Annotated in this window: 24 protein-coding genes; 15 read left to right on the top strand and 9 right to left on the bottom strand. The window is 74.1% G+C overall.

All coding sequences use genetic code 11. The features are described from left to right. The first annotated feature begins 82 nt into the window (after nt 1-82). From AQJ11_RS31950 to AQJ11_RS31940, 3 genes are all read left to right on the top strand, one after another. On the top strand, nt 83-1,237 hold the full coding sequence (locus AQJ11_RS31950; RefSeq protein ID WP_059265484.1) for a sensor histidine kinase: 1,155 nt from the start codon (nt 83-85) through the stop codon (nt 1,235-1,237). 14 nt (nt 1,238-1,251) lie between these two features. Next, entirely contained in the window at nt 1,252-1,908 is a 657-nt protein-coding gene (locus tag AQJ11_RS31945; RefSeq protein WP_058079707.1) for a response regulator transcription factor, read from the top strand. 97 nt (nt 1,909-2,005) lie between these two features. Further along, entirely contained in the window at nt 2,006-3,163 is a 1,158-nt protein-coding gene (locus AQJ11_RS31940; protein WP_059265483.1) for an ROK family transcriptional regulator, read from the top strand. Between the two features lie 357 nt (nt 3,164-3,520). Here the strand turns inward: AQJ11_RS31940 and AQJ11_RS31935 are convergent, their stop codons facing one another. Beyond that, entirely contained in the window at nt 3,521-4,282 is a 762-nt protein-coding gene (locus AQJ11_RS31935) for a GntR family transcriptional regulator (protein ID WP_059265482.1), read from the bottom strand. Nucleotides 4,283-4,546: 264 nt separating this feature from the next. Continuing rightward, on the bottom strand, nt 4,547-5,431 hold the full coding sequence (locus AQJ11_RS31930; RefSeq protein WP_059265481.1) for an RNA polymerase sigma-70 factor: 885 nt from the start codon (nt 5,429-5,431) through the stop codon (nt 4,547-4,549). A gap of 121 nt (nt 5,432-5,552) precedes the next feature. Here AQJ11_RS31930 and AQJ11_RS31925 point away from each other — a divergent pair, with 121 nt between their 5' ends. The 4 genes from AQJ11_RS31925 (at nt 5,553) to AQJ11_RS31910 (ending at nt 10,486) form a co-directional block, all read left to right on the top strand. After that, nucleotides 5,553-6,206, top strand: a complete 654-nt coding sequence (locus AQJ11_RS31925) for an NADPH-dependent F420 reductase (protein WP_059265480.1) — start codon at nt 5,553-5,555, stop codon at nt 6,204-6,206. A gap of 188 nt (nt 6,207-6,394) precedes the next feature. Then, entirely contained in the window at nt 6,395-7,225 is an 831-nt protein-coding gene (locus tag AQJ11_RS31920; RefSeq protein ID WP_059265479.1) for an alpha/beta fold hydrolase, read from the top strand. A gap of 117 nt (nt 7,226-7,342) precedes the next feature. After that, nucleotides 7,343-8,929: an alkaline phosphatase D family protein gene (locus tag AQJ11_RS31915; protein ID WP_059265478.1), complete on the top strand. Its 1,587-nt coding sequence runs from the start codon at nt 7,343-7,345 to the stop codon at nt 8,927-8,929. Nucleotides 8,930-9,073: 144 nt separating this feature from the next. Beyond that, complete coding sequence (locus AQJ11_RS31910) at nt 9,074-10,486, top strand: GNAT family N-acetyltransferase (RefSeq protein ID WP_244218437.1); 1,413 nt, start codon at nt 9,074-9,076, stop codon at nt 10,484-10,486. Between the two features lie 111 nt (nt 10,487-10,597). Here the strand turns inward: AQJ11_RS31910 and AQJ11_RS31905 are convergent, their stop codons facing one another. Then, nucleotides 10,598-11,800: a trans-sulfuration enzyme family protein gene (locus AQJ11_RS31905; protein WP_059265476.1), complete on the bottom strand. Its 1,203-nt coding sequence runs from the start codon at nt 11,798-11,800 to the stop codon at nt 10,598-10,600. A gap of 60 nt (nt 11,801-11,860) precedes the next feature. On the opposite strand from AQJ11_RS31905, the gene AQJ11_RS31900 reads away from it, so the two are divergent. Together AQJ11_RS31900 and AQJ11_RS31895 are read left to right on the top strand one after the other, a co-directional pair. Beyond that, nucleotides 11,861-12,346, top strand: a complete 486-nt coding sequence (locus tag AQJ11_RS31900) for an Lrp/AsnC family transcriptional regulator (RefSeq protein ID WP_058083750.1) — start codon at nt 11,861-11,863, stop codon at nt 12,344-12,346. 53 nt (nt 12,347-12,399) lie between these two features. Further along, nucleotides 12,400-14,091, top strand: a complete 1,692-nt coding sequence (locus AQJ11_RS31895; protein WP_059265475.1) for a DUF885 domain-containing protein — start codon at nt 12,400-12,402, stop codon at nt 14,089-14,091. A gap of 52 nt (nt 14,092-14,143) precedes the next feature. Here the strand turns inward: AQJ11_RS31895 and AQJ11_RS31890 are convergent, their stop codons facing one another. Continuing rightward, complete coding sequence (locus AQJ11_RS31890) at nt 14,144-14,986, bottom strand: SDR family oxidoreductase (protein WP_059265474.1); 843 nt, start codon at nt 14,984-14,986, stop codon at nt 14,144-14,146. A gap of 136 nt (nt 14,987-15,122) precedes the next feature. Between AQJ11_RS31890 and AQJ11_RS31885 the strand changes: the two genes are divergently transcribed. The 4 genes from AQJ11_RS31885 to AQJ11_RS31870 all read left to right on the top strand — a co-directional run bounded on the left by AQJ11_RS31885 (nt 15,123) and on the right by AQJ11_RS31870 (nt 18,845). Next, nucleotides 15,123-15,797 (top strand): hypothetical protein, encoded by a 675-nt coding sequence (locus AQJ11_RS31885; protein ID WP_059265473.1) that lies wholly within the window; start codon nt 15,123-15,125, stop codon nt 15,795-15,797. A gap of 161 nt (nt 15,798-15,958) precedes the next feature. After that, nucleotides 15,959-16,189: a ferredoxin gene (locus AQJ11_RS31880; protein WP_014671326.1), complete on the top strand. Its 231-nt coding sequence runs from the start codon at nt 15,959-15,961 to the stop codon at nt 16,187-16,189. Then, nucleotides 16,179-17,570: an NAD(P)/FAD-dependent oxidoreductase gene (locus AQJ11_RS31875; RefSeq protein WP_059265472.1), complete on the top strand. Its 1,392-nt coding sequence runs from the start codon at nt 16,179-16,181 to the stop codon at nt 17,568-17,570. The genes AQJ11_RS31880 and AQJ11_RS31875 overlap by 11 nt, the downstream gene beginning before the upstream one ends. A 36-nt stretch (nt 17,571-17,606) precedes the next feature. Next, a complete protein-coding gene (locus AQJ11_RS31870) occupies nt 17,607-18,845 on the top strand; it encodes a cytochrome P450 (protein ID WP_059265471.1) in 1,239 nt (412 codons plus the stop codon). Between the two features lie 13 nt (nt 18,846-18,858). On the opposite strand, the gene AQJ11_RS31865 is transcribed toward AQJ11_RS31870, so the two are convergent. The 5 genes from AQJ11_RS31865 to AQJ11_RS31845 all read right to left on the bottom strand — a co-directional run bounded on the left by AQJ11_RS31865 (nt 18,859) and on the right by AQJ11_RS31845 (nt 22,623). Further along, on the bottom strand, nt 18,859-19,959 hold the full coding sequence (locus tag AQJ11_RS31865; RefSeq protein ID WP_059265470.1) for a sensor histidine kinase: 1,101 nt from the start codon (nt 19,957-19,959) through the stop codon (nt 18,859-18,861). Next, on the bottom strand, nt 19,956-20,609 hold the full coding sequence (locus AQJ11_RS31860) for a response regulator (protein WP_014671330.1): 654 nt from the start codon (nt 20,607-20,609) through the stop codon (nt 19,956-19,958). Before AQJ11_RS31860 ends, AQJ11_RS31865 begins: the two co-directional genes overlap by 4 nt. A 134-nt stretch (nt 20,610-20,743) precedes the next feature. Beyond that, nucleotides 20,744-21,400 (bottom strand): histidine phosphatase family protein, encoded by a 657-nt coding sequence (locus tag AQJ11_RS31855; RefSeq protein ID WP_059265469.1) that lies wholly within the window; start codon nt 21,398-21,400, stop codon nt 20,744-20,746. A 157-nt stretch (nt 21,401-21,557) separates the two neighbouring features. Continuing rightward, complete coding sequence (locus tag AQJ11_RS31850; RefSeq protein ID WP_059265468.1) at nt 21,558-22,061, bottom strand: GNAT family N-acetyltransferase; 504 nt, start codon at nt 22,059-22,061, stop codon at nt 21,558-21,560. 82 nt (nt 22,062-22,143) lie between these two features. After that, complete coding sequence (locus AQJ11_RS31845; RefSeq protein WP_059265467.1) at nt 22,144-22,623, bottom strand: rhodanese-like domain-containing protein; 480 nt, start codon at nt 22,621-22,623, stop codon at nt 22,144-22,146. Between the two features lie 94 nt (nt 22,624-22,717). On the opposite strand from AQJ11_RS31845, the gene AQJ11_RS31840 reads away from it, so the two are divergent. Next, entirely contained in the window at nt 22,718-23,164 is a 447-nt protein-coding gene (locus tag AQJ11_RS31840; RefSeq protein WP_059265466.1) for an Lrp/AsnC family transcriptional regulator, read from the top strand. Between the two features lie 113 nt (nt 23,165-23,277). Next, complete coding sequence (locus tag AQJ11_RS48500) at nt 23,278-23,421, top strand: hypothetical protein (RefSeq protein ID WP_244218436.1); 144 nt, start codon at nt 23,278-23,280, stop codon at nt 23,419-23,421. Nucleotides 23,422-23,428: the final 7 nt, after the last annotated feature.

The following is a 23,428-nucleotide window of genomic DNA, read 5'->3' as shown; positions in this document are numbered from 1 at the left end:
GTCGGCTCCTCCCCCGCCGGTGGGGACCGTCTCCCCCGTGCGGGGGAGGTCCGTTGTCGGTGCCGCCTGCGACGATGAGGTCATGCCTCGCCTTCTGCGCCCGCTGCTGCGCGGGACGACGTACACGCGTCTGCTGCATCTGTGGGTGCCGATGCTGGTGGTCAGCGTCTGGCTCTTCGTCGTCCCGTCGACTCCCTGGGTGCCCGCGCTGTTCCTCGTCCCGCTCGGTCTCGTGCCCGCGGTGCGCAGGGGCGAGGGTGTGCAGGCGCGGCTGCTGCTCACGCCCGGCGAGCCGGAGCCGGGCATCTCCGAGGCGCCGGCGGCGACCTGGCGGGACCGGCTGCGCACGGTGCTGTGGCTGGAGCTGCGGATGCTGCTCGGCGCCGTGACCGTGTTCGCCTCGGTGTGGCTGCCCGTCCTCTGCTTCGAACTGGCGCGGTGCGCCTGGGGCGAGGCGCCGGACGGGGTCCCGCTGCTGGACCGGCTGCCGGCGCACCGCGCCTGGGCGCTGCTGGCGCCGCTGCCGCTGCTCGCCCTGTACGGGCTGGTCGTCGGGCTCGGTGAGCTGGTCACCGCCGGTGCGCGCCGGCTGCTCGGGCCGTCGGCGGCCGAGCGGCTCGCCGCGCTGGAGGAGCGCACCGAGCAGTTGCTGGAACGCACCCGGATCGCGCGGGAGTTGCACGACTCGATCGGGCACGCCCTGACGGTGGCCGTGGTGCAGGCGGGCGCGGCGCGGGCGGCGGGCGATCCCGAGTTCACCGGCCGGGCGCTGGGCGCCATCGAGGAGACCGGCCGGGCCGCGCTGGAGGATCTGGAGCGGGTGCTGGGCGTGCTGCGGGAGGCCGAGCGGCCGGTGAGCGCGCGGCCCACGCTGGCCGACGCGGGCCGGCTGCTGGAGTCGGCGCGGGCCTCGGGGGCGAAGGTGGACGCCGAGGTGAGGGGTCCGGTCGAGGCCCTGCCGGGCCCAGTGTCCCGCGAGGGCTACCGCATCCTCCAGGAGGCGCTCACCAATGTGCTGCGGCACGCGGGGGCCGTGCCCGTGCGGGTCCGGGTCACGGTCGGCGACGGGACGCTCGCCCTGGAGGTCCGCAATCCGCTGCCGGGAGCGATACCCGGCGCCGGGCGGGGCAGCGGCCTGCGGGGCATACGGGAGCGGGCGGCGCTGCTCGGCGGCGCCGCCCGGACCGGCCCGGACGAGGGCGACTGGCAGGTCCGCGCGGAGCTGCCGGTCGGCTGATCTACGCTGGCCGGATGCCGGTCACCGTACTCCTCGTCGACGACGAACCCCTGGTCCGCGCGGGTCTGCGGGCCGTGCTGGAGGCGCAGCCCGACATCGAGGTGGTGGGCGAGGCGGCCGACGGCGCGGCCGTCATCCCGCTCGTGCGGCAACTGCGGCCGGACGTGGTCGCCATGGACGTGCGGATGCCCCTGATGGACGGCATCGAGGCCACGCGCGCGGTGCTGCGCACCGTGGCGGAACCGCCGAAGATCCTCGTGGTGACCACCTTCGAGGACGACGAGTACGTGTACGAGGCGCTGCGCGCGGGTGCCGACGGGTTCCTGCTGAAGCGGGCCCGCCCGGCCGAGATCGTGCACGCGGTGCGGCTGGTCGCGGAGGGCGAGTCGCTGCTGTTCCCGGCGTCCGTGCGACGCCTCGCCGTCCGGTACGGCGACGGCGCCCGGCCGGCGCCGACCACACCGGCGCACGCCCGGCTCACGGAGCGGGAGGCGGAGGTGCTGCGGCTGATGGCGCGGGGGCTGTCGAACGCGGAGATCGCCGCCCGGCTCGTGGTGGGCGCGGAGACGGTGAAGTCGCACGTGAGCGCCGTGCTGGCCAAGCTCGGCGCGCGCGACCGCACCCAGGCGGTGATCGCGGCCTACGAGTCCGGGTTCATGGAATCTGGGTGACGAAGAGGCCGGCCACGAGCGGGGCCCGGCACTCGCCGGGGGTGGACCGGGCCGAGTACGATCCGGCCAACACGCCCGCGAGCTGGGAGGACGGACGGTGGGGCAGCTGACCGGTGGCGATCCCTCGCTGCTGCGAAGGATCAATTCCGCGGTGGTCCTGCACGCGCTGCGTACCACGGACTGCGCGACGCTCACCGAGATCACCCGCGTCACCGGACTGTCCCGGCCGACCGTCGAGGGCGTCGTGGAGGGCCTCATCGAGGGTGGCCTGGTGGTGGAGACGGCGGCCGAGGACGGCGGTGCGCGGCGGCAGGGGCGGCCCGCCCGGCGGTTCCGGTTCCGGGCCGAGGCGGGGCATCTGCTGGGCCTGGAGATCGGTCCGCACCGGGTCGCCGCACTCCTGTCCGACCTGGACGGGCGGGTGCTGGGCGCGCAGGCCAAGGAGGTCGGCGAGACGGCGCCGGCGGACGAGCGGCTGGACCGGCTGCGCGGCGCGGTCGCGGAGCTGCTGCGCCGGGCCGGGGTCGCGCGCAGCTCGCTGCGGGCCGTGGGCGTGGGCACGCCGGGCATCGTGGAGGCGGACGGTACGGTGCGGCTGAGTACGGCGCTGCCGCAGTGGACGGGACTGAAGCTGGGCGAGCGGCTGAGCCGTTCCTTCCGGTGTCCGGTGCTGGTGGAGAACGACGCCAACGCGGCGGCGGTCGCCGAGCACTGGAAGGGCGCGGCGGCCGAGACGGACGACGTGGTGTTCGTGCTGGCCGGGCTGAGCCCGGGGGCCGGTTCGCTGATCGGCGGGCGGCTGCACCGGGGCTACGGCGGGGCGGCCGGGGAGATCGGCGCGCTGCACCTGCTGGGCCGGGAGGCGACGCCGGAGGCGCTGCTGTCCACTACCGACGAGCCGTTGCACCCGCTGGACGAGCAGGCGGTGGCCGAGGTGTTCGCGCTGGCGCGCAAGGGCGACCAGCGGGCCCGGGCGGCCGTGGAGCGGTTCATCCAGCGGCTGGTGCACGACGTGGCCGCGCTGGTGCTGGCGCTCGATCCGGAGCTGGTTGTGATCGGGGGGTGGGCGGCCGGTCTGGACGGGGTCCTGGAGCCGCTGCGGTGCGAGCTGGCCCGCTATTGCCTGCGGCCGCCCCGGGTGGCGCTGTCCATGCTGGGGGAGGCGGCCGTGGCCACGGGGGCACTGCGGCTGGCTCTCGACCATGTGGAGGAGCAGCTGTTCGCGGTCGACGGCACGGTGACCGCCCGCCGGTGACCAGGGCGCCGGGGTGCGTCGGTCGCGCCGGGGCCGGCGAATCCTGCCTGGTGCGGCGCTGCTGCCGCTACGGCGCTCTTGCCGCTGCGGCGGTCCCGCCAGGTGCGGTGACCCCGCCAGGTGCGGCGGCCCTGCCAGGCGCGGTGACCCCGCCAGGCGCGGTGACCCCGCCAGGTGCGGCGGCCCTGCCAGGCGCGGTGACCCCGCCAGGTGTGCGGCGGTCCCGCCAGGCGCGACAGCCCCGCCAGGCGCGGTGACCCCGCCAGGTGCGGCGCACGCCTCGTCGCGGGTCGCGCCCGCACCGCGGAGCCGCACCTGAATGCGGCCCCGCGCCCCGGGTCGGCTGTCCGCCCGGCGTCAGGAGGCTCGCTTCTCCGGGTCGTGGTGTATCTCCACCCCGGCCGACTCGCCGAAGGTGAGCCGGCAGGTGTCGGCGCGGTAGGTCGCGACCGAGAGCGCCGCCGTACGGCCCTGGACGAAGAAGCGGGTGGTGACGACGAGGACGGGTGAGCCGGGGAGCCGGTCCAGTTCCTTGGCGTCGTCCGCGCGCGCGGAGCCCAGCTCGACGGCGCGGTCCTCCCCTTCCAGCGGCAGGTGCTGCAACTCGCGCAGCACCGCACGCGCGCGTGCCGCGCCGGACGGGGCGTCGATCGCGGTCAGGCCGGGCATGGAGGCCGCCGGGACGTAGAGCAGTTCGGTGGCGACCTGCTGGCCGTGGGACATGCGGGAGCGGCGCACGGTGTGGACGGGCTCGTCCGCGCCGGTCTCCAGGGCCGCGGCGACGGCGGCGGGCGGTGGCGCCTGGACGCTGTCGACGGGCTGCCAGGCGTCTCCGGCGGCGCCGGGCCAGGTGTGCTGCTCGGTGCCGACGGCCACGCCCACGCGCGGGGGCGCGACGGTCGTACCGACCCCGCGGCGGCGCTGGAGCCGGCCCTCCAGTTCCAGCTGTTCGAGTGCCTGGCGGAGCGTGGCGCGGGCCACGCCGAAGCGGGCCGCGAGATCACGCTCGTTGGGCAGGATCTCGCCGACCGAGAACTCGGAGTCCAGTGCCTCGGTGAGCACGGTTTTCAGATGCCAGTACTTCGGTTCCGGTACCGATTCCAGCTGCGTGGTCCCCACCCTGTCCTCCGCAAGAGCCGTGGTCCGGCGGTTTTTAGCGCCCTTGTTTATTAAAGGTTGTTGCACTTCTCTGCGACGATAGGGCGGCCGTCACCCTTGGTCAAGACCAATCCTCGGTGCCTGCGTGAACGGACGGGCGGCCCCCGCGCGGCGTTCACCCGGCGTTCGTGTGCGGCGGTGCGTGTGACATCGCGGCAACGCGCCTGTCGCACGACGGAGCCCCCGCCGGACGACGGGGGCTCGGGCGCGCGGCGGGGCGGCGGCTCAGTGGCCGGTGAGGTGCCGCAGCTTGTCGGGGTTGCGGACGATGTAGACGGCGGTGATGCGGCCGTCGGCGATGTCCACCTGGAAGAGGCTGTCGGGCTTGTCGCCGGACAGGACGAGCAGGGCCGGGCCGCCGTTGGTCTCCAGGAGGCGGTAGGAGATGTCCGCCGGGACCGAGCGCGCGGCGCCGACGAGGAAGCGGGCGACCTTGTCGGCGGTGTGCAGGACGCGCACCGGCGCCTTGGCCTTGCCGCCGCTGTCGCCGACCAGCCGGACGTCCGGGGCGAGCAGCGACATCAGCCCTTCCAGGTCTCCCCCGGACGCGGCGGCGAGGAAACGTTCGGTCAGGTCCCGGCGCCGCACGGGGTCGACCTCGTACCGGGGGCGCCCTTCCGCCACGTGCCGGCGGGCACGCCCGGCGAGCTGGCGTACCGCCGGCTCGGCGCGGTCGAGCAGCGTGGCGATCTCGGCGTACGGGTAGCCGAACGCCTCCCGGAGCACGAACACCGCCCGTTCCAGCGGGGACAGCGATTCCAGGACGACCAGGACGGCCAGGGAGACCGTGTCGGCGAGCACCGCGCGCTCCGCGAAGTCCGGTGCGGTCTCGACGAACTCGGTGAGGTACGGCTCCGGCAGCCACGGCCCGACGTACGCCTCGCCGCGCGACCGCACCTGGCGCAGCCGGTCGATGGCCAGCCGGGTGGTGACGCGCACCAGGTAGGCGCGCGGTTCGCGGACCGCCGCGCGGTCGGCCTGGTACCAGCGCAGCCAGGCCTCCTGGACCACGTCCTCGGCGTCGGCGACCCGGCCGAGCATGCGGTACGCGACCCCCGTGAGCAGGGGCCGGTGCTCTTCGAAGACATCGGTGGCGAGGTCGGCGGTCACGGGTCCATCCCAGCCGACACGTTGTGCGCTGTCCACCCGGAATGCCCGGCTCCAGGAGCGGTCCGGATCACAATGACCGCGGGCCGCCGGCGGTCGGCGGCCGGGGACCGTGAGGTGGGCGATGCGGTACGCGGTGCTGGGCACGGGCGAGGTGGGCCGCACGCTGGCCGGCCGGCTGCTGGAACTGGGGCACGAGGTGACCCTGGGTTCCCGCTCCCGGGACAACCCGGTGGCGGCGGAGTGGGCGACGGCCGCGGCCGGCCGGGCGCACGCGGGGACGTTCGCGGACGCCGCCGCGGCGGGCGAGGTGGTCGTCAACGCGGTGGGCGGCCGGGTGGCGCTGGACGCGCTGGCGGCCGCGGGCGCGGAGCACCTGGACGGCAAGGTGCTGGTGGACGTCTCCAATCCGCTGGCGTTCGAGGACGGTCGGCCGCGGCTGGACCCGGTGGAGTCGGACAGCGTGGCCGAGCGGATCCAGCGGGCGTTCCCGCACGTGCGCGTGGTCAAGACGCTGAACACGGTCAACTGCCAGGTGATGGTGGACCCGCGGCGGGTCCCGGGCGACCACCACGTGTTCGTGTGCGGGGCGGACCCCGGCGCCAAGCAGCAGGTGACGGCGCTGCTCGGGGAGTTCGGCTGGCCGGCCGGGCGGGTGCTGGACCTGGGCGGCATCCGGTCGGCGCGCGCGGTGGAGATGTACCTGCCGCTGTGGCTCGCGCTGTTCGGCCGCTTCGGGAACGCCGACTTCAACGTCGAGGTGCGCCGGGCGCGTTGAGGACCGTACGACGGGGCCGCGCGAAGGGGCGGACGACAGGGCCGCGCGAAGGGGCGGACGACAGGGCCTCGCGAAGGGACCGTGCCACGGGGTCGTGTCACGGGGACGACACCGGGGGCTACCGGCCGGTAGTAATTGCTGACAAGCTGTCTACGGCGTCCGTCAGCAGCCCAGCCGAGGAGCACCCCATGTCCGCCACCGTCTCCTTCGAGGTCCCCACCCCGCACGGCCCGCGCGATGTGACCGTGTCCTACGCGCGCGCGGGCCGCGGCGAACCCCTGGTCCTGCTGCACGGCATCGGCCATCACCGGCAGGCCTGGGACCCGGTCGCGGACATCCTCGCCACCGAGCGGGAGGTGATCGCCGTCGACCTGCCGGGCTTCGGCGCCTCCCCGGGACTCCCGGACGGCCTGAGCTACGACCTGCCCACCACCAACTCCGTGCTCGGCGCCCTGTTCGAGGCGCTGGAACTGGAGCGTCCGCACGTCGCCGGCAACTCGCTGGGCGGCCTGCTCGCCCTGGAGCTGGGCCGGGAGAAGCTCGTACGGTCCGTCACCGCCCTGTCCCCCGCCGGTTTCTGGTCCGAGGCCGAGCGGCGGTACGCGTTCACGGTGCTGCTCGCGATGCGGGGCATCGCCCAGCGGCTCCCGCTCCCGCTGGTGGAGCAGTTGTCCCGCACGGCGGCCGGCCGTACCGCGCTGACCAGCACCATCTACGCCCGTCCCGCGCGCCGTTCGCCTCAGGCTGTGGTCGCCGAGACGCTCGCGCTCGTCGGCGCCACCGGCTTCGAGGCGACCCTACGCGCCGGTACCACCGTCCGGTTCACCGACGACCTGTCGGGCCTGCCGGTCACCGTGGCCTGGGGCACCCTGGACCGGATCCTCATGCGCCGCCAGGGCGTCCGCGCCAAGCAGCTCATCCCGCACGCCCGGCTGGTGCGGCTGCCCGGCTGCGGCCACTGCCCGATGAACGACGACCCGGCGCTGGTCGCGCGGGTCATCCTGGACGGCAGCCGCTGAGCACCGCTGACCGCCCTCCGGCCGACTGGAGTTCACTTCCGGTTCGTGTGCGCGCCGCAGCGCCCCAGTAGGTGTGGCTCTGCACACTGGCCGGATCCCGTCCCTGGAGGCGCAGCCATGTCCCACCGTCCGCTCCCCGGTCGCCGCAGCGTTCTGCGCGGCTCCCTCGCCGCGTCGGCGGCCCTGACCCTGCCCGTGGGCCTCGGCGCGGCCCCGGCGTTCGCCCGCTCCGGACGGCCCGCGGCCGGCTGGGGCGTGCAGACCGGTGACGTGACCGCCGACTCCGGTCTGGTGTGGGTGCGTTCGGACCGGCCCGCCCGGATGATCGTGGAGACCTCGGCCACCGAGTCGTTCCGCAACCCCCGCAGGTGGCACGGTCCGCTGCTGGGCGCCGGCACGGACTTCACCGGCACCACCCGGCTGCACGGCCTGCCCTCCGGCGAGCAGATCCACTACCGGGTGCTGCTCGCCGACCCGGACGACCCGCGCCGCACCGGCGAGCCCGTGACCGGCACCTTCCGCACGGTCTCCCGGCGCCGCCGGGACGGCGTGCGGTTCCTGTGGTCGGGCGACCTGGCCGGCCAGGGCTGGGGCATCAACCCCGACCTCGGCGGCTACCGCATCTACGACGCGATGGCGAAGCTGGACCCGGACTTCTTCCTGTGCAGCGGCGACAACATCTACGCCGACGGCCCCATCACCGCCACCCAGGCCCTGCCCGACGGCAGCACCTGGCGGAACATCACCACCGAGGAGAAGTCCAAGGTCGCCGAGACCCTCGCCGAGTACCGGGGCAACTTCCGCTACAACCTGCTCGACGCCAACCTGCGCCGGTTCAACGCCCAGGTGCCGTCGATCATCCAGTGGGACGACCACGAGGTGCGCAACAACTGGTACCCAGGCGAGGTGATCGCCTCCACGGACACCCGCTACACCGAGAAGAGCATCGACGTCCTCGCCGCGCGGGCCCGGCGGGCGTTCAGCGAGTACTTCCCCCTCTCCACGCTGCGCCCCGGCGCCAAGGAGGGCCGCGTTTACCGGGTGCTGCGCCAGGGCCCGCTGCTGGACGTGTTCGTGCTCGACATGCGGACCTACCGCAACGCCAACTCCCCCGACGACCAGACCGTGGACCCGCAGGGCATCCTCGGCCGGGAGCAGCTGGAGTGGCTCAAGCGAGAGCTGGCCCGGTCGCGCGCGGTGTGGAAGGTGATCGCCGCCGACATGCCGCTCGGCCTGGTCGTCCCCGACCCGGTGGAGAACAAGCCGAACTTCGAGGCGGTGGCCCAGGGCGACCCGGGCGACCCGCTCGGCCGTGAGTTGCAGATCGCCGAGTTGCTGCGGTTCATCAAGCACCGGCGGATCACCGGGACGCTGTGGCTGACGGCGGACGTGCACCACACCTCCGCCCAGCACTACCAGCCGTCACGGGCCGCGTTCACCGACTTCGAGCCGTTCTGGGAGTTCGTCTCGGGACCGCTGAACGCCGGCGCGTTCCCGGCCAGCGCGCTGGACGGCACGTTCGGCCCGGAGCGGGTGTTCGTGAAGGCGCCGACCGCGTCGAACGTCTCGCCCGCGGGCGGCTACCAGTTCTTCGGCGAGGTCGACATCGACGGGGACAGCGGCGAGCTGACGGTACGGCTGCGGGAGCAGGACGGCACCGTGCTGTTCACACAGACGCTCCAGCCGGGCCGGGTCGGCCAGTAGGGGCACGCGCGGGACCGCCGCCCGCACCCGCTCCCGTTCCCCTCAACAGTAGAAAATGCAACAAAGTGGACGGAAGCAGCATGCTTTACCCATCGGTCACAATCAGTTCGTGATCACGCAACACCGTTCCTTCACAGTGGCTGCATGACTCCAGACATGCCTGATGTGACCCGGGCGAGGCACGGGCGGCCCGTGCACCACTGGCGGCGGGACGTCGTCGAACTCGCCGCGCTCTTCACCGCCGTGGCCGTCGCGGACGCGGTGGCCAACCTGATCGGACACGGGCCCGACGGCCCGGCCCTGCTGGTGATCTCGGCCATCGTGCTGGCCGCGACGGCGGGCTTCCACGTGTGGTGGTCACGCCACCACGGACATGCGCCGCCGGTGAGCGATACCGGTGCCCGGCCGGCCGCCGAGAAGCGGCCGGCCGGGCCTTCCGAGCAGCCCGGCGCCGACGAGATCACGAACGTGCTGTGGCGGATGCGGACGACGGTGAAGGACGAGCCGGGCTCCCTGGCCGCCCTGTGCACGGCGCTCGCCGAGGGCCGGGTGGACATCCTGAGCCTCCAGACGCACCCACTGGCCGATGGCACGGTGGACGAGTTCCTGCTGCGGGCACCGGGCGCGCTCGCCGCGGCCGAGATCACCCGGGCGGTCGCGCTGGCCGGGGGCACGGACACGTGGATCGAGCGGGCCGACGCCCATGACCTGGTCGACGCGCCCACCCGGGTGCTCGGGCTGGCCGCCCGCACCGCCCTGGACACCGCCGAACTGCCCCTCGCGCTGCGCCAGTTGCTGGGTCGCTGCACGATCCGGACGCTGCCCGGCACGCCGGCCGGGGGCGGCCGGGGCCCCGAGCCGGTGCCGGTCGAAGGGGTCCTGGAGGACACCGTGATGCGGCTGCCGGCGCCCGAGGGCGGTGTGCTGACCGTGGAGCGGCCGTATCTGCCGTTCACCCCGACCGAGTTCGCCCGCGCCCGGGCGCTCGTGGAGCTGGACACCCGGCTCGGGCCCCGGATCCCCCGTGGTCACGATGTGCTGACCCTGCCCGAGGGCGACCACATCACCGTGCGCCGGGTCGACACCGGGGACCTGGCGGCGGCCCGGGCGATGCACGACCGGTGCTCGCCGCACACCCTCGGCCTGCGCTACCACGGCCCCGTCGGGGACGCGGACCGCTATCTGAACCACCTGCTCAGCCCCCGCTTCGGCCGGACGCTGGCCGCGCAGACCGCCTCCGGCCGGATCGTCGGCCTCGGGCACCTGCTGTGGGACGGCGACGAGACCGAGGTCGCGCTGCTGGTCGAGGACGACTGGCAGCGGCGCGGCGTCGGCGGGGAGCTGCTCGGCCGGCTGGTGGCGCTGGCGGCGGAGGCCGGCTGCGACAGCGTGTACGCCGTGACGAAGGCGTCCAACACCGGCATGGTCGCCGCGATGCGCGGCCTGGGTCTGCCGCTGGACTACCAGGTGGAGGAGGGCACCCTGGTCATCACGGCCCGGCTGGATCCCACACCGGTCGCCACCGCGCCTGGCCCCCAGCCGCCCCGCCTCGGCTGACGGCCCCCTCGCGCCCCTTCGGGCGGTCCGCCCAGCCCCAGCGACGCTGGGGCTCTTCGGCGGTCACCGGCGGTGCCGTGCCCTGCGCGGACCGCCCGAGGGGCCTCCTGCTCAGCGCACCGCCTCCCGCAGCGGCGTCACCCGGCGTTCGCGGGGAGCGCCCAGGGCCTGGTCCAGGTCGGCCCACAGGTCGTCGACGTCCTCCAGGCCCACCGACAACCGCAGGAGCCGGTCGCTCACCCCGGCCCCGCGGCGGTCCTCGGCGTCCACGATGCGGTGGCTGATGGAGGCGGGGTGCTGGATGAGCGTGTCGACGCTGCCCAGGCTCACCGCGGGGGTGACGAGCCGGACCCGGGAGATCACCTCGTGCGGGTCGCCGTGCACCTCGAAGGCGATCATCGCGCCGCCGAGCCGCGGGTACCGCACCCGGGCCACCCGTGGGTCGGCGGCGAGCCGGCGGGCCAGCTCGGCGGCGTTCGCGGAGGCGGCCCGCACCCGCACCGGGAGCGTGGACAGCCCCCGCAGCAGCAGGTAGCCCGCGAGCGGATGCAGGACTCCCCCGGTGGCGAACCGTATCTGCCGCAGCCGGCCCGCGAACTCCTCGTCGCAGGCGACCACCCCGGCCAGCACATCGCCATGGCCGCCCAGGTACTTGGTGGCGCTGTGCAGCACCAGCCGGGCGCCCTGCTCGGCCGGGCGTTGCAGCACGGGCGTGGCGAAGGTGTTGTCGGCCAGCAGCGGCACCGAACCGCAGGCGTGCGCGATGCCCCGCAGGTCCAGTTCGGCGAGGGTCGGATTGGCCGGGGACTCGACCATCACCAGACCGGTGTCCGGGCGCAGCGCGTCGGCGATGCCGGCCGGGTCGGTCCAGGTGACCTCCGTGCCGAGCAGCCCGGCGGTGAGCAGGTGGTCGCTACAGCCGTACAGCGGCCGTACCGCGACGACGTGGCGCAGGCCCATGGCGGACCGGGCGAGCAGGACCGCGCTGAGCGCGGCCATGCCGCTGGCGAAGGCGACGGCGGACGCGGTGCCCTCCAGGCGGGCGAGCGCGGTCTCGAAGCGGGCGACGGTCGGGTTGCCGAGGCGGCCGTAGACGGGCGGTCCGACCGGGTCGGCGCCGTCGGTGGCGAAGGCGTCGATGCGGGCGGCCTCGGCGCGGCTGTCGTAGGAGGGGTAGGTGGTGGACAGGTCGATCGGCGGGGCGTGCAGGCCCTGGCGGGCGAGGTCGTCGCGGCCGGCGTGCACGGCCTCGGTGGCCAGCGCTCTCGATGCGGTGCGTACGTCGTCGTAGGCACTCGGGCTCGATGTGTCCATGGCCGGAAGGGTGAACAGCGAACGGTTCCTGGAGGCCGGATGCCGTGCTACGTTCGGCCGGTGGCCGATTCCGTCGTACTGGATCCGGTCGATCTGCATCTGCTGCGGCTGTTGCAGAACGACGCCCGGACCACCTACCGCGACCTCGCCGCGCAGGTGGGCGTGGCGCCGTCGACGTGTCTGGACCGGGTGACGCGGCTGCGCCGCTCGGGCGTGATCCTCGGGCACCGGCTGCGGCTCGATCCGGCCAAGCTCGGGCGCGGCCTCCAGGCACTGCTGTCGGTGCAGGTGCGGCCGCACCGGCGGGAGCTGGTGGGACCGTTCGTGGAGCGGATCCGGGCGCTGCCGGAGGCGCGGTCGGTGTTCCATCTGACCGGGCCCGACGACTACCTGGTGCACGTGGCCGTCGCGGACATGGCCGATCTCCAGCGGCTGGTGCTGGACGAGTTCACGGCCCGGCGCGAGGTGGCCCGGGTGGAGACCCGGCTGATCTTCCAGCAGTGGGAGTGCGGGCCGCTGCTGCCGCCCGGCCACGCCCAGAGCTGAATCCCGGCAAACACGGATGACGCGGCGATCGTCCTCGTACGAGGATGGGCCGCATGTCTGAGACCCTAAGCCCGCTGCCCCGTCAGGTCGCCGACGCCTACGTGGACGACCTCATCGCCCTCGACCCGGTCACCGGTACGTACCTCGGTGTGAAGGAGAGTTCGAGCAGGCTGCCCGACTACTCGCCGGCCGGTCAGGAGGCCCTGGCCGCACTGGCCCGGACCACCCTCGCGAAGCTGGACGAGGCCGAGCGGCGGCCCGGCGCCGACAGCGACGTCGAGCGGCGCTGCGCGCGGCTGCTGCGGGAGCGGCTGACCGCCGAACTCGCCGTGCACGAGGCGGACGAGCACCTGCGGGCGATCGGCAACATGAGCACGCCGGGCCACTCGGTGCGGGACATCTTCACGGTCACCCCGGCGGACACGGAGGAGGACTGGGCGGCGATAGCGGAGCGCCTGCGCGCGGTGCCCGGCGCGCTCGCGGGCTACCGCGCCTCGCTCCGACTCGGCCTGGAGCGCAAACTGTTCGCCGCTCCCCGGCCGACCGCCACCTACATCGAGCAGCTCACCGAGTGGACGGACACGGACGGCACGGGCCGCGGCTGGTACGAGGACTTCGCCGCCGCGGGCCCGCAGGCGCTGCGCGCGGAGCTGGACGAGGCGGCGCGTGCGGCGACCGGCGCCCTGGTGGAGCTGCGGGACTGGCTGCGGGACGTGTACGCGCCGGCGATCGAGGGCGCCCCGAACGTGGTCGGCCGGGAGCGGTACGCGCGCTGGGCCCGCTACTTCAACGGCACGGACCTGGACCTGGACGAGGCGTACGCGTACGGCTGGGCGGAGTTCCACCGCATCCTCGGCGAGATGAAGGAGGAGGCGGAGAAGATCCTGCCCGGCGCGGAGACGCCCTGGGTGGCGCTGGCGCACCTGGACGAGCACGGCCGGCACATCGAGGGCGTGGACGAGGTCCGGGAGTGGCTCCAGGGCCTGATGGACAAGGCGATCGAGGAGCTGGACGGCACCCACTTCGAACTCGCCGAGCGGGTGCGCAGGGTGGAGTCGTGCATCGCCCCGCCCGGCGGTGCCGCGGCCCCCTACTACACCGCCCCGTCGGAGGACTTCTCCCGGCCCGGCCGCACCTGGCTGCCCACGATGGGCCAGACCCGCTTCCCGGTCTACGACCTGGTCTCGACCTGGTACCACGAGGGCGTGCCCGGCCACCACCTCCAGCTCGCGCAGTGGGCGCACGTGGCCGAGAACCTCTCCCGCTACCAGGCGACGGTCGGCGGGGTCAGCGCCAACGCGGAGGGCTGGGCGCTGTACGCGGAGCGGCTCATGGACGAGCTCGGCTACCTGACGGGCCCGGAGGAGCGGCTCGGGTACCTGGACGCGCAGATGATGCGGGCGGCCCGGGTGATCGTGGACATCGGCATGCACCTGGAGCTCCCGATCCCGGCGGACTCGCCGTTCCACCCCGGGGAGCGGTGGACGCCGGAGCTGGCCCAGGAGTTCTTCGGCGCGCACAGCAGCCGCCCGGCGGACTTCGTGGAGAGCGAGCTGACCCGGTACCTGACGATCCCGGGCCAGGCGATCGGCTACAAGCTCGGGGAGCGGGCCTGGCTGCTGGGCCGGGAGAAGGCGCGCGAGCGGCACGGCGACGCGTTCGACCTGAAGGCCTGGCACATGGCGGCGCTGTCGCAGGGCTCCCTCGGCCTGGACGACCTGGTGGACGAACTGTCCCGGCTGTGACCGCTCGCGCCGTCCGGCTGTGACCCTCCGCACCCTGCGGTGACCGCCCGCGTCAGTGCCGGAAGCCGCCCTCCGAGGTGATGACCTCCCCCGTGATCCAGCCCGCCTCGTCGGTGGCCAGCCAGGCGATGAGGCGGGCCGGGTCGTCGGGCGCGCCCCAGCGTCCGGCGGGGGACCGCTCGGCGACGGCCGCGTGGACCTCGCCGGTGGCGTACCCGGTGTCGACGGGGCCGGGGTTCACGGCGTTCACCGTGATCCCCCGTTCCACGAGCGTCGTGGACAGGGAGCGGGTGATCGAGGCGAGGGCGCCCTTCTGGAGGGCGTAGGCGATCTCGCCGGGCATGCCGCCGCCGAGGTCCTGTCCGGACGTCATCAGCACCACGCGTCCGCCGGGCGTGCCCGGCGGCAGGGCGGCGCGCGAACGGGCGTACGCCTGGACGAGCAGCAGCACCGAGCGGGTGTCCACGGCCCAGTGGGCGTCGAGCATCGCGGCGTCGATGTCGTCCAGGGTGCCGTCGGAGCCGCTGAGGGCGTGGTTGGCGACGAGGATGTCGAGGCGGCCGAACTCCTTCACCGCGGTGGCGACCAACCGGGCCGGTTCCGTCGGGTCGGCGAGGTCACCGGGGCCCGGCACGACCCGCGCCCCGGGGTCGCCGAGCGCCTCGCGCACGGAGTCGGCGACGGCGTCGGGGTCGTCCGCGCCCCAGGGCATGGCGGCGTCGTGCGGCACGTGGTGGTGCAGGTAGACACTGGCGCCGTAGGCGGCCAGCCGCCGGGCCACGGCGTGCCCGATCCCGGCCCGCCGGCTCGCGCCGGTGACGAGTGCGGTACGGCCGCGCAGGGGCAGGGGGTCGCGGCGCAGTTCGGCCGGGGTCGGCTGCGTGGGTGTGGGCATGAACGCACACCTTAGGAAGCACGGCTCGGGCGGCGCCAGCGGTTTTCCCGCTCGGCCGTACGGCCGCCTCCGGTGGCGCGGGCGGGCCCCGGACGGCTAGCTGGTGCCCGGGGCCGATGCGGAAGGCGGGCCGGGCATGCGGGAGACGGGGCCGGGACAGCGGGCGCTGCGGACACCGCGCGCCGCGGGGCTGGCCGGGGTCGTCTTCGCGCTGCTCCTGGCGGCGGCGATCGTCCTGGTGAGGCTGGGGATCCCGGAAGGGGCCGATACGGTCGCCCCGCACGGTTTCACGGACTCCGCGCAGCGCCGGGCGGTGCGGACGGCCCTCGCGCTGGTGCCGTTCGCCGGCATCTTCTTCCTGTGGTTCATCGGCGTGATCCGTGCGCACGTCGGCGCGGGCGAGGACAAGTTCGTCGCGACGGTCTTCCTGGGCAGCGGGCTGGTCTTCACCGCCACGCTGTTCGGCGCGGCGGCGGCGGCGAGTGCCGTGCTCGTGGCGGCCCACCCGGCCGGCGCGTCACCGCCGGCGGCGACCTGGGACTTCGGCCGCCACCTCGCGTACACGCTGCTGACGGAGTACGCCATGCGGATGGCGGCCGTCTTCGTGTCGTCCATGTCGGTCATCGGCCACCGCCTCGGTGTGCTGCCTCGTTGGCTCACGGTCCTGGGCCTCCTCACCGCTGTGACGCTGCTGTTCCTGTCGTCCAACGTGCCGTGGGCGGAACTCGTCTTCCCGGCCTGGTCGCTGCTGCTCAGCGTGCACATCCTCGTGGCCGGCCGCCGGGACGGTCCCCGGCCCGCCGTCGCCTGACGACGCCCGGGGCGCCGGCCGCTCACTCGATCGGCGTGCCCGGCGCGCGGTCACCCCGTCCGGGCTCGCATGCTGGCGGGCGGGGGCCGACCGCCGTCCGGAACCGCCCGCGCTCGCCGCGCGGTGCGTCCGGACCTGGCCATGGGAAGGGCGGAGCGTCGATGAGGCTCGTCGTCGATCTCAACAAGTGTCAGGGGTACGCGCAGTGCGCGTTCCTCGCACCCGACGTCTTCGCCATGCACGGCGAGGAGGCGCTGATCTACGACCCGCGCGCGGACGAGGAGCAGCGGGAGCGGGTGGCGCGTGCCGTGGCCGCGTGCCCCGTGCAGGCGATCACGGCCGACGGCCTGGACCGCACGGGAGGGGCGCGGGAGGCCTCCGATGGCCGCTGACTACGTGGAGTGGCTCAGGCGCGAGGGCCGGATCGTGATCGTGGGTGCCTCGCTGGCCGGTCTGCGGGCCGCCGAGACGCTGCGCGCGGAGGGTTTCGCCGGTGAGCTGACGCTGGTCGGTGACGAGCCCCACGAGCCGTACGACCGGCCGCCGCTGTCGAAGTCCGTGCTGCTGGGCAAGGCGTCACCGCACCACACCGAGCTGCCGCACCGCCGGGAGATCGACGCCAAGTGGCGCCTCGGCGTGGCGGCGACCGACCTGGACCTGACGGCGAAGCGGGTCCGGCTGGCCGACGGGGACGAGGTGGAGTACGACCGGCTGCTCATCGCGACCGGCGTGCGGGCCCGGCCGTGGCCGAAGGAGGGGGAGGCCCGGCTGGACGGCGTCTGTCAGCTGCGCACACGCGAGGACGCGGCGGACCTGTACCGGCGGCTGAGGGCGGGGCCGCGCCGGGTGTTCGTCATCGGCGCCGGGTTCGCCGGTTCGGAGGTCGCCTCGGCGTGCCGGGAGATGAACCTGCCCGTGACCGTGGCGGAGCGCGCGGGCGCGCCGCTGGTGGGCGCGCTCGGCGGGGTCGTCGGCGCGGTCGCGGCGGACCTCCAGACCGAGAACGGCGTCGATCTGCGCACCCATGTCACGGTGACCGCGCTGGAGGGTGACGCGGTCGGCAGGGTGCGGGCCGTCCATCTGTCCGACGAGAGCGTGGTCGAGGCGGACGTGGTCGTGGTCTCGCTGGGTTCGCTGCGCAACACCGAGTGGCTGACCGGGTCGGGGCTCGGTGCCGGGCCCCGGGGCATCGCCTGTGACGCGGGCTGCCGGGCCTTCGACTTCCGGGGCATCGTCACGGACGACGTCTTCGTGGCGGGCGATGTGGCACGCTCCCCGCACGCGCTCTTCGGGTACCAGTTCCTGTCGCTGGAGCACTGGGGCAATGCGGTCGCCCAGGCGGAGACCGCCGCGCACAACATGGTCTGCCACGGCGCCGACCGGCGGCCGCACCTGTGGATGCCCGCCTTCTGGTCGTCGATGTTCGGTGTGAACATCAAGTCGGTCGGGGTGCCGCCCATGGGCGAACAGCTCATGATCACGCAGGGCTCACTGGCCGAGCGCCGGTTCGTCGGGGTCTACGGCTACCAGGGCCGGGTCGTCGCCGCCGTGAGCTTCGACAACACCCGGTGGCTGGAGTTCTACCGGGGGCAGATCGAGCGGGGGGCGCCGTTCCCGGTGGAGTACCCGACGGTGGACCGGCGTCCCGAGGGCCGCCGGCCGGTGCCGGCGGGCTTCCCGGACCCGTCCCTGCCGACGCACGGCCCCATGGTCACCCTCAGCGGCTACTCGCCGGCCGACCAGCAGCTGGTCTTCCACCCCGCCCGCCACTGACCCCGCCCACGGCCCCGACGCCCCCAAGGACCCGCCATGCCGCACGCCTCGATCGCGCGCCGGATCACCGACTACGCCAACCGCGCCAACCCGTACCCGGTCTACGAGGAGCTCCGCAGGACGCCGGTGCTGCACGAGGAGGAGGGAGGCCCGTACCTCATCAGTTCGTACTACGACATCAAGGCCCTCCTCCACGATCCGCGGATCAGCTCCGACGCCGCCAACGTGGCCGCCGCCGGGGACGACGAGCTGGACCAGACGGAGGAGACCGGCGGACTGCCGCCGTCGTTCCTGCGTCTGGACCCGCCCGAGCACGACCGGCTGCGGCGCATCGCCAACAGCGCCTTCGGACCGCCGCACCGGCCGCGGCGGATCGAGAACATGCGGGGCGAGATGCGGGAGATCGTCACCGGGCTGATCGACGCCTTCGGCGACGCGCGCCAGGTCGACCTGGTCGACCAGTTCGCCTACCCGTTCCCCGTGACGGTGATCTGCCGGCTGCTCGGGGTTCCCCGGGAGGACGAGCCGCGGTTCCGCACCTGGGTCGACCCGCTGGTCGCGAGCCTCGACCCGGCGGCCGGCCCGGACGGGGACAGCGACGCCCGGAAGAGGGCGCGGGAAGCCCGTATGCAGCTCGGCATGTACCTGGCCGGACTGGTCGAGGAGCGCACCAAGGAGCCGCGGGACGACCTGTTGTCCGACCTGGCCGCCGGCCGGGGCCCGCACGGCTCCCTGTCGATGATGGAGGTGCTCAGCACCTCGGTGCTGCTGCTGATCGCCGGTCATGAGACGACGGTCAACCTGATCACCAACGGCATGCTCACCCTGCTGCGCCACCCGGAGATCCTCCAGCGGCTGCGGGCGGACCCGGGTCTGTCGGTCAACATCGTGGAGGAGCTGCTGCGCTACGAACCGCCCGTGCAGTTGGTGCCGCAGCGCACCTGCATCACCGACATCGAGGTGCGCGGGGTCACGATCCCCAAGGGCTCGCGCATCTGGCTGGTGCTCGCCGCGGGCAACCGGGACCCGGAGCGGTTCACGGACCCGCAGCGGTTCGACCCGGACCGCGGCGACATCCAGCACCTCGGCTTCGGCAGCGGCATCCACAGCTGTTTCGGCGCCCCGCTGGCCCGGCTGGAGGCCCAGATCGCGCTGTCCGAGCTGGCCCGGCGGCTGGAGGGCCCCCGCCTGGTCGAGGACCCGCCGCCGTACCGGCGCAACGCCGTGCTGCGCGGCCCCCGGCACCTGGGCGTCGCCTTCGACGGGCTGCGCTGAGCACCTCGTCCGCTCACCCCGTGATGTCCGCCGGCAGCACCACGCAGACCTCGTAACCGCCGTCGCTCGTCGGGCCCGCGGTCATGGTGCCGCCGAGGAGTTCGGCGCGCTGGCGCAGCCCGATCAGGCCGTGGTGGGCGCCGGGCAGCGGCAGCGGCGGCTGGGTCGGCGCGGTGTTGGTGACCCGGACCCGGACGGAGCCGTCGGCGTGCAGCAGGTCGATGCGCGCCTTCGCGCCGGGAGCGTGTTTGCGGGTGTTGGTCAGCGCTTCCTGGACCGTGCGGTAGACCGCGCGCTGGACGGTGGCCGGAAGTCCTTCGGGCAGGTCCGTCTTCAACTCGGTCTCGATGCCGCAGCTGTCGGCCAGCCGCTGGATGTCGGTGAGCGCCGGCTGCGGGGTCAGCTCCTTGGGGTGGCCGCCGGGGGCGCGCAGGACGCCGACCATGTGGCGCAGCTCGTCCAGCGTCTGCACGCTCAGCCGCCGGATCGTCGCCGCGGCCTCCTTGGTGTCCGCGTCGTCCGTGCCGACCTGGAGGGCTCCGGCGCGCACGGCGATCAGGCTGACCTGGTGGGAGACGACGTCGTGCATCTCCCGCGCCAGCTGGGCGCGCTCCTTGGCCAGGACGGCCTGGGCCGTCAGCAGTTGCTGGTGGTCGCGCGCCTCGGAGATCTCGGTCAGTCTGAGCGACAGGTCGCGCCGGGTCCGTACGAGCTGCCCGAGGAACACGGCGGCGGCGGCGGTGGCGGCGCTGTAGCCGAACGGGATGAGCCTCGCGAGCCGGGTCAGGTCCAGGTTCGGTGACGGCAGGGCCGTCGTGTCGCTGAACGCGAAGGCCAGGACGCACAGGAGCAGCAGCGTCCGGGGGCGGCTGAGGGAAGCGAGCGTGTACAGCGCGGCCAGGCAGGCGACGACCGCGTCGGACAGCAGGACGGCCGGGAGGGTCAGCAGGAAGGTGAGCAGCGGCTGCCGCCGGCGCAGCAGCAGGACGACGGCGGCGCCCAGGGCGCAGGCCATCCGCAACGGCTCGGCGATGTCCCAGTGGGCCCACACGTCGAGGAGGGCCATGGCCATCGCCACGCAGTCCAGCAGCAGCGGGGACGGACGGCGGGTCATCCCGACTCCTCCGCGAGGAGCCCGGCCCGCTGGGCGAAGAGGGCGGCCTGGACCCTGCCGCTGACCTCCAGCTTGGTGAGGATGGCGCTGACATGGTCCTTGACCGTGCCGGTGCTCAGGTGCATCCGGGACGCGATCTCGGCGTTCGACAGGCCCTCGGCCATGAGGAGCAGCACCTCACGCTCCCGGCCGGTGAGCCGTGCGAGGGCCTTGGGCGGGCGCTCCGGCGCCCCGGCGCTCAGATAGCCGTCCACCACCGTGCGCGTGACCTTGGGCGACAGCACCGTGCCGCCACGGGCGAGGCTCTGCACGGCCAGCGGCAGCGCCTCGGGATCGGTGTCCTTGAGGAGGAATCCGGCGGCGCCCGAGCGCAGTGCCGTCTCCACGTACTCGTCCATGTCGAACGTGGTCAGCATGGCCACCACGGGGGGCTCCCGCAGCCGGCGGATCTCGCCCAGGACGGTGAGCCCGTCCACGTCCGGCATGCGGATGTCCAGCAGCACCACGTCGGGGCGCTTCTCGCGCACCGTCCGCAGGGCCTGGCCGCCGGACACCGCGCCGACGACCTCGATGTCGTCGGCGGCGGCCAGGATGCGCTGGAAGCCCGTGCGGATCAGGGCTTCGTCATCGACCACCAGTACCCGGATCACGTGCGCTCCAGCCTGTATGGAACCACTGTCCGATTCGTACCACGTCCGGGGCGGTTTCGCCGCCGGACGCCGTACGGACAGGCGCCATGGCTGTCGGTGCCGTGATCAGGAGGGGGCGCGTCCCCCCGGCCGTGTCAGGGCCGGCCGGTGAGGCACACGCGCTGGCGCGTGGTGGGCATGGCCGGCACCGCGACGGTGGGGACGCAGTCGGCCGGCTTCCGGCGCCGGGGGACGGTGAGCCGGTCGATCCGGGTGCTCCAGAGGCCGTCGCGCAGCGTCAGCGTGACCGCGGACGCGGGCGGGATGTGGAGGTGCCGGAAGGAGCGGACGGGGACGGACAGGGCGTGGACCAGCGCGGCCCTGATGACGGACACCTCGGTGATCACCAGGACGCGTCCGGTGTCGGCGGGCAGGGTGCCCAGCCAGGCGGCTGTCCGGCGGCAGAGCTCGCGGACGGTCTCGCCGCCGTGCGGCGCGGCGTCGGGATCGGTCAGCCAGACGGACAGGCCATGGGGGTCCACGGCGGCGATGTCCTCGGGTGTACGGCCGTCCCAGGTGCCGTGATCCAGGTCGCGCAGGGCGTACTCGGGCGCGGCGGCGACGGCGAGGGCCTCGGCGGTCTGCGCGCAACGGTCGGAGGGCCCCCGCAGGGCCACCGCGTACGGCGGAAGGGTCGCTGTCATGGCTGCCAGCTCACGCCGGCGGTGCTCGCTCACGGCACCGTCCCCGAAGACCCGGCCGAGGCCGCCTTCGGCGGTGGTCGCGCAGAGCATCGTCAGTCGCACCGTCACTGTCCGACCTCCTTCTCCGATCGGGAGGGCCACGCGGCCGGCGGACCAGCCGGGGCAGAGCCGTTTCCCTTGGTCACAAGGTTCCAGGGAAGGCGCTCCCGCAACCTCCGGCAGGTGGCCGGACCACCCCCGCCGGTCGGCGGGTCGTCCCACCGGTCTACGGCGGGAGCGTGGCCAGGTCGCACTGGTACCAGGTGCCCGGCTTGCCGCCGAGCTCGGCCGGGTCGGCCGGTCCGATCGGGACGAACCCCGATTTGGTCAGCACCCTGTGGGACGCGACGTTCTGGTGGGAGGTGGCCGCCCGCAGGACGCGCAGTCCGTGCCGGCGTGCCGCCAGGCGGCACAGCTCCCGGACGGTCTCGGTGGCGACGCCGCGGCCGGCTGCGTGCTCGGCGACCCGGTAGCCGAGTTCCGCGGTGCGGTTCTCGATGTTGACCAGGTTGAACCGGCCGAGGACCGATCCGTCCTCGGCGAGGAGCACGTAGAAGGCGCAGCTGCCGGCCTCCTGCTCGGCCAGCAGGGCGTTGTAGCGGTCGGTGAACTGCTCGAAGTAGTCGTCGCCGCGGTCGGAGACGAAGGCGGCGAAGTAGGCGCGGTTCGACAGCTCGAAGTCCAGGACCGCGGGGGCGTGGCTGGCGTGCAGCCGCTTCAGCTCGGGCACTGCCCGACTGTACCCGGACGGGGTGCCGGGGCCACCCGCGTTGCGCCGACCGGTCGAGAGCGGCGCGGCGCGTGGGCGCGCCTCAGCAGCCGCACTCGCCCGCCACGGGTGCCGTCAGCGGGTCGGCGTCCCGGCGCGCCGGGCCCTGCCAGGTCTCGTAGGGGAAGCCCTCGCGGGCCCAGTACTCGAAGCCGCCGAGCAGCTCCTTGACCCGGTAGCCGAGTTCGGCGAGGGCGAGGGCGGCGCGGGTGGCGCCGTTGCAGCCGGGGCCCCAGCAGTACGTCACCACCGGCACGTCCCTGTCGAGGAGCCGTGCGGCCTGCTCCGGGATGAGCGCGGTCGGCAGGTGGAGCGCGCCGGGGATGTGGCCCTGGTCCCAGGACTCGGTGGAGCGCGAGTCCACGACGACGAAGCCGGGGTCGCCGCCGCCGGCCGCGAGCGCGGCGGCGACGTCGGAGACGTCGGCGTGGAAGGCGAGGCTCGCCCGGAAGTAGGCGGCGGCCTGTGCGGGAGCGGCCGGGGCGACGCGCAGGACGGGGTTCTCGGCAACGGTGTTGATCACGTGGGGAAATCTACGGTCCGACGGCCGCCCCCTGAAGGGACGATCCCCGGGATCGCCCTTGCCCGGCCGGGGATTCCCCTGCTATCCATCCGGGATGACCGCGCATTCCCCGGACGCCACCGACTGGCGCATCCTCGACGTCCTCCAGCGCGACGGACGGGCCAGCTACGCCGATCTGGCGCGGGCCGTGTCCATGTCGCCCAGCGCCGTCACCGAGCGGGTCCGGCGGCTGGAGGAGGCCGGCGTGATCCAGGGGTACGCGGCGGTGGTCGACCCCGAGCGGCTGGGCCTGCCGATCCTGGCGTTCGTGCGGCTGCGCTATCCGAACGGCAACTACAAGCCGTTCCACGACCTGGTCGCGGCGACGCCCGAGGTCCTGGAGGCGCACCACGTCACGGGCGACGACTGCTTCGTCATCAAGGTCGCCGCGCGGTCGATGTCCCACCTGGAGGAGATCTCGGGACGGATCGGCGCGCTGGGCTCGGTCACTACCAGCGTCGTGTACTCGTCTCCGCTCCCCCGGCGCCCGCTGGGCCGTTAGCCCGGTCCCCGCCGCCGCGACGGCCGGGCGGGGGCCGGCCCGGTGCGCGGTGTGATCGTTCGGGGAGACGGACACGGATCATGTGAAGTTCCGCGGTCGTAGCAGGTGTTTAGGTGGAACAACCACGCGACGACGATCCGCTGTCCGATGTCCTCGTCCCCGTTTCCAAGGGCAGCAACCCCGCCCGGACCCGGACTTCGCACCTCGACGCCGCGTACAACAGCCTCGTCGCCGCGAACCTGATTCCGAGCATGTGAATCTCGG

The organism is Streptomyces corchorusii, from assembly GCF_001514055.1.
GTDB lineage: Bacteria > Actinomycetota > Actinomycetes > Streptomycetales > Streptomycetaceae > Streptomyces > Streptomyces olivaceoviridis.
Note: the sequence above shows the minus strand (reverse complement) of the source record. Positions and strands in the feature narration are given on the sequence as shown.